Annotated in this window: 5 protein-coding genes; all 5 read left to right on the plus strand. The window is 31.7% G+C overall.

Annotation, left to right across the window (positions count from 1 at the left end; translation table 11 throughout):
- Positions 1-150: 150 nt before the first annotated feature.
- The 5 genes from ZA05_RS01125 to ZA05_RS01145 all read left to right on the plus strand — a co-directional run bounded on the left by ZA05_RS01125 (position 151) and on the right by ZA05_RS01145 (position 4,461).
- Positions 151-837, plus strand: a complete 687-nt coding sequence (locus tag ZA05_RS01125) for a HEAT repeat domain-containing protein (protein ID WP_053990023.1) — start codon at positions 151-153, stop codon at positions 835-837.
- Between the two features lie 162 nt (positions 838-999).
- Positions 1,000-1,893: a tetratricopeptide repeat protein gene (locus ZA05_RS01130; protein WP_053990027.1), complete on the plus strand. Its 894-nt coding sequence runs from the start codon at positions 1,000-1,002 to the stop codon at positions 1,891-1,893.
- A 163-nt stretch (positions 1,894-2,056) separates the two neighbouring features.
- Entirely contained in the window at positions 2,057-2,824 is a 768-nt protein-coding gene (locus ZA05_RS01135; RefSeq protein ID WP_053990024.1) for a hypothetical protein, read from the plus strand.
- Positions 2,825-3,007: 183 nt separating this feature from the next.
- Positions 3,008-3,580 carry a transglycosylase domain-containing protein gene (locus tag ZA05_RS01140; RefSeq protein ID WP_053990025.1) on the plus strand — a complete coding sequence of 191 codons (573 nt, stop codon included), beginning with the start codon at positions 3,008-3,010 and terminating at the stop codon, positions 3,578-3,580.
- Between the two features lie 152 nt (positions 3,581-3,732).
- Positions 3,733-4,461, plus strand: coding sequence for a hypothetical protein (locus ZA05_RS01145; RefSeq protein ID WP_053990026.1), 729 nt, complete (start codon positions 3,733-3,735; stop codon positions 4,459-4,461).
- Positions 4,462-4,731: the final 270 nt, after the last annotated feature.

Raw genomic sequence — 4,731 nt, forward strand, 5'->3', positions numbered from 1 at the left:
CAACACAGTGTATAATTCATTGCTTCCGATTTTCCTCACGGAAAATCCTCGCAACTTTATTATCTTAGTTTCTTAACCCGAAAATCCTGCGGATTTTCACGCAACGAAACTATACACAAACCGTTGTAGGTAAGCTGAAAAGCATCTAGAATGAATTTAGACTTTGACAAAGAAATTGAACGAATTATAAGAGAGAAAAAGGAAACAAGTCCTAAAGTTCTCAATGAAATTCATCGTATAAGAAAAAAGGAAAATGAATTCGTCGTAATGGAATTAAGAAACGCTGGATTTAAAGTTTCTAACTTATTTGACCTTATCAATTTCAAACAAACTGACTTTGAATATATAAATCTATTGCTGGACCTGTTGGACTCTAAAAAAGTTACTGACCCAATTATCAAAGATGGAATTATAAGAGCAGTAACTGTAAAAAAAGCCAAAGGTATTGCCGAAGAGAAATTGTTAGATTATTACCAAAGTCTTAAAACTGAAAAGGAAAAGGAACTAATTGGTTGGAGTGTTGGAAATTGGTTTGAATACTTATATACGGATTCATACTTTGACCAAATAAAGAAAATTTCGGCTGACAAGAACAATGGAATGTCGAGACAAATGTTTGTTCTTGCACTTGGAAAGACTAAAAAGCATAAGGAACAATCAGAAAAGTTATTGCTTGAATTGACATTTGACAATCAAGTAGCTTTACACGCAGTAATTGCACTTGGAAAATTGAAATTGTCAAATTCGATTGAACGACTTACTGAATTAACAACTAATAAAAATAAAACTATAAAAAAAGAGGCCATTAAAGCGCTAAAAAAAATAACAGCGGAATAAAAGCCTACCTACAACACAGTGTATAATTCATTGCTTCTGATTTTCCTCTCGGAAAATCCTCGCAATTTTGCTAACTTAGTTTCTTAACCTGAAAATCCTAGCGGATTTTCACGCAACGAAACTATATACAAACCGTTGGCACCAATTAAACAAAATCAACCTATGACAAAACTACTTGCAACCCTGACTACAATTCTAATATCAGTAATCGGGTTTAGTCAAAATTATCAATCAGAGTTTATAAAATCATGTGAAACAAACGACACTATAAACCAACTAAAAATTTTGAAAAAATGGCAAGCTGAAAACCCAAAAGACGCAGAACTTTATACAAGCTTTTTCAATTACCATTTTATGAAATCACGTGAAGAAGTTTTGTCTCTTTCAACTGACCAACCTAATGGAGAGAGTCTTGTTCTGACTGACAGCTTAAATCAAACTGCAGGTTTTTTAGGTAGTCAAATTGTCATAAATCAAACTGAACTAAAAAAAGGCTTCGATAAAATTGACCAAGGAATAGAACTTTACCCCAACAGACTTGATATGAGATTCGGTAAAATCTATGCTTTAAGTCAAATTCCAGACTGGGAAAACTTCACATCAGAAATAATTAAAACAATTGAATTTTCAGCCAAAAACAATAACGATTGGACCTGGACTAATCACAAAAAACATGATGGTGGAGAACAAGAATTTTTGTTAAACATTCAATCCTACCAATTACAACTATATAATACAGGAAATGATGATTTACTTAAAAATATGCGAAAAATTGCAAATACTGTATTGAAGTATTATCCCAATCACATTGAAAGTTTATCAAATTTAGCAATTACTTACATGCTAACTGAAGAATATGACAAAGGATTAGAACCTCTTTTAAAAGCTGAAAAAATTAATTCAAAAGATATCATTGTTCTTTCAAATATTGCTCATTGCTATAAATTAAAAGGAGATAATGAAAAAGCGATTGAGTACTATAAAAAAGTAATTGAATTTGGAGATGACGAAGCAAAGGAATATGCTCGACAACAAATAGACAAACTTAAAAAATAAAAACTGGTGCCAACACAGTGTATAATTCATTGCTTCCGATTTTCCTCGCGGAAAATCCTCGCAACTTTACTATCTTAGTTTCTTAACCCGAAAATCCTGCGGATTTTCACGCAACGAAACTATACACAAACCGTTGTGCTTCATTACAACCAACCACTAACCAATGATAAAATTCTTTAGAAAAATTAGACAAAACTTACTTTCAGAAGGGAAAACTGGAAAGTATTTTAAATATGCCGTTGGAGAAATTATTCTTGTTGTGATCGGAATATTGATTGCTCTCCAAATTAATAACTGGAATGCTCAAAATTCAAAAAAAGCAGAATTAGAAGTCGACTTAAAAAACCTTCAAACTGAAATACAACATAACTTAATAGACCTTGGCCTGGGAATTGAAAAGCTTGATTCTGATATTAAAAACATAGAATACTACATTGATATTTTCAATCAGGAAGACTCTTCAACAATAAACGATTCCATAATTCATATGATGATAAATAATTTGGGCAGAAAGAGATTAAAAAATCTTGAAAGGCATTCACACCTAAACATCATGAACTCGGGAATCATTGATTACATAGAAGAAGCTAAAAATGACAGTTTAAAGAATAATATCCTTAAAATGCAAAATGGTTTCAATACTTATTATGAATATAAAACCATGTTAAACTCCCACTTGGAGAATGACTTACGCCCTTATTTATATAAGTCAGCAAATTTTATTGATATCAAGGTATTCCAAGCTGTTACAAGGAATATTTCAAATAAGGCTTACCTTCCTTTAGATCATAACAGCTTTGTTAATAATCGAGAATTTACCAACTTACTTTTAATCAGGCATGCAATCAACAAAGCGGCTAAGGAAAGTTTTGAGTATATGAGTGATAGATTTCTGATGATTCATTCAGAGATCGATGACTATTTAAATTAAAATTAGTATTCACAGAAATGGATAAAAAATAACGAAAGCACAACACCGTGTATAATTCATTGCTTCCGATTTTCCTCACGGAAAATCCTCGCAACTTTATTATCTTAGTTTCTTAACCCGAAAATCCTGCGGATTTTCACGCAACGAAACTATACACAAACCGTTGTGGTTAATTTACCTTAAATGAAAAAATTATTAAAGTTTTTAATCATTACTATTTTTTCCTTGTTTGTTTTAATATTTACTTTTTTTCAATATCTAAAAAGTGATTTAAACAACTCTTTTCCCAAAGAGCTTTTAACTTATATAGAAACTGAAATTCCTAAGGCAAACCCAATTGACAAAGAATTTCAAAAAGTATATGATAGCATGCACCCATTGATCAATACTAATGGTATGATTTTAGAACGCTTCAAAGGTAAAAACAAAAAAGAATGTCCATGTCTTAGTGTTGCTCAATTAGCTCCAATTAATTACAAAAATACAATAACAGGAAATCATTATGTGTTAGCTTATAAGATTGAAAATCATTTCACCCAAGAACAGTGTTTCAATTATTACCTTAACCAAATGGATTTTGGATATGGAATAACAGGAGTTTCAAATGCCTCAAAATTTTACTTTAATAAAGATATCAGCCAGCTTAACTTTAAAGAAAAAACGACACTGGTAATTATGACCGAGAACCCATTCCTTTATAACCCTAAACGTAATCCTGCACCACTAAATCATAGACTGGAAAAATTAAAAAACTAACCACAACACCGTGTATAATTCATTGCTTCCGATTTTCCTCTCGGAAAATCCTCGCAACTTTGCTATCTTAGTTTCTTAACACGAAAATCCTGCGGATTTTCACGCAACGAAACTATACACAAACCGTTGTAACCAATTTAACACAACCATTAATGTTCTGGAATAGAAAGAAAAAACTACCAATTACCGAAGAAGATAAAATTTGGGTTGAGGAACACCTGAATTGGTTAAAAATGGAATTTGGACAAGAGCATTTTATGGAAATCCGAACAGTAATGCCAACCAAGGATTTTTACGAAATGACTTTTAATGGAACAGAAAAAGATGCAGAATTCATTCTTGAACGAACAATGGAGTTGATGAATATCCAAAATGTGGATATGAAACTGAACTTTTTTTCAGACTCACCTATAGAAATGTCAGATGGAACGATTTTGACAACACCAGCCGATTTAAATGGAAGTTGGGAAAGTGCAAGCGGAACTTTTGAGCAAACAAAAAATGGAAATATAATTTCAATCGAGAAAGGACAACTAAAAAATCCGATTTCATTAATTGCTACTATTTCACACGAATTAGCTCATCAAATTCTATTGGGCGAAAAAAGAATTGAGGAAAATGATGAATTCTTAACTGACTTAACAGCTATTGTTTATGGATTTGGAATTTTTATTGGAAATTCTCGCTTTCAATTTAGCTCTCAAGGATTTGGATGGCAATCAAGCAGTCAAGGATATTTGCCCGAACAGATAATTGCATATGCGATGGCTTGGTTATCGAAAGAACGAAATGATAAAACAGATTACAGCCAATATTTAAACAAATCACTAAAAAAATATTTTGACCAAAGTCTTGAATGGTTCACTGAAAATGAAAAATAAAAAAACTGGTTACAACACAGTGTATAATTCATTGCTTCCGATTTTCCTCGCGGAAAATCCTCGCAATTTTGCTACCTTAGTTTCTTAATCCTGAAAATCCTGCGGATTTTCACGCAACGAAACTATACACAAACCGTTGTGCTACATTAAAATGAAATATTTAATTATAATATTTATCGGACTTACCTCTTTGGTTTCTTTTTCTCAGAATCCAAACACAACTGATTTTTATAAAATATTGTCCTCAAAAAATGATGAAATAAGCCATTG

This window comes from Mangrovimonas sp. TPBH4 (genome assembly GCF_001280505.1).
Taxonomy (GTDB): domain Bacteria; phylum Bacteroidota; class Bacteroidia; order Flavobacteriales; family Flavobacteriaceae; genus Mangrovimonas_A.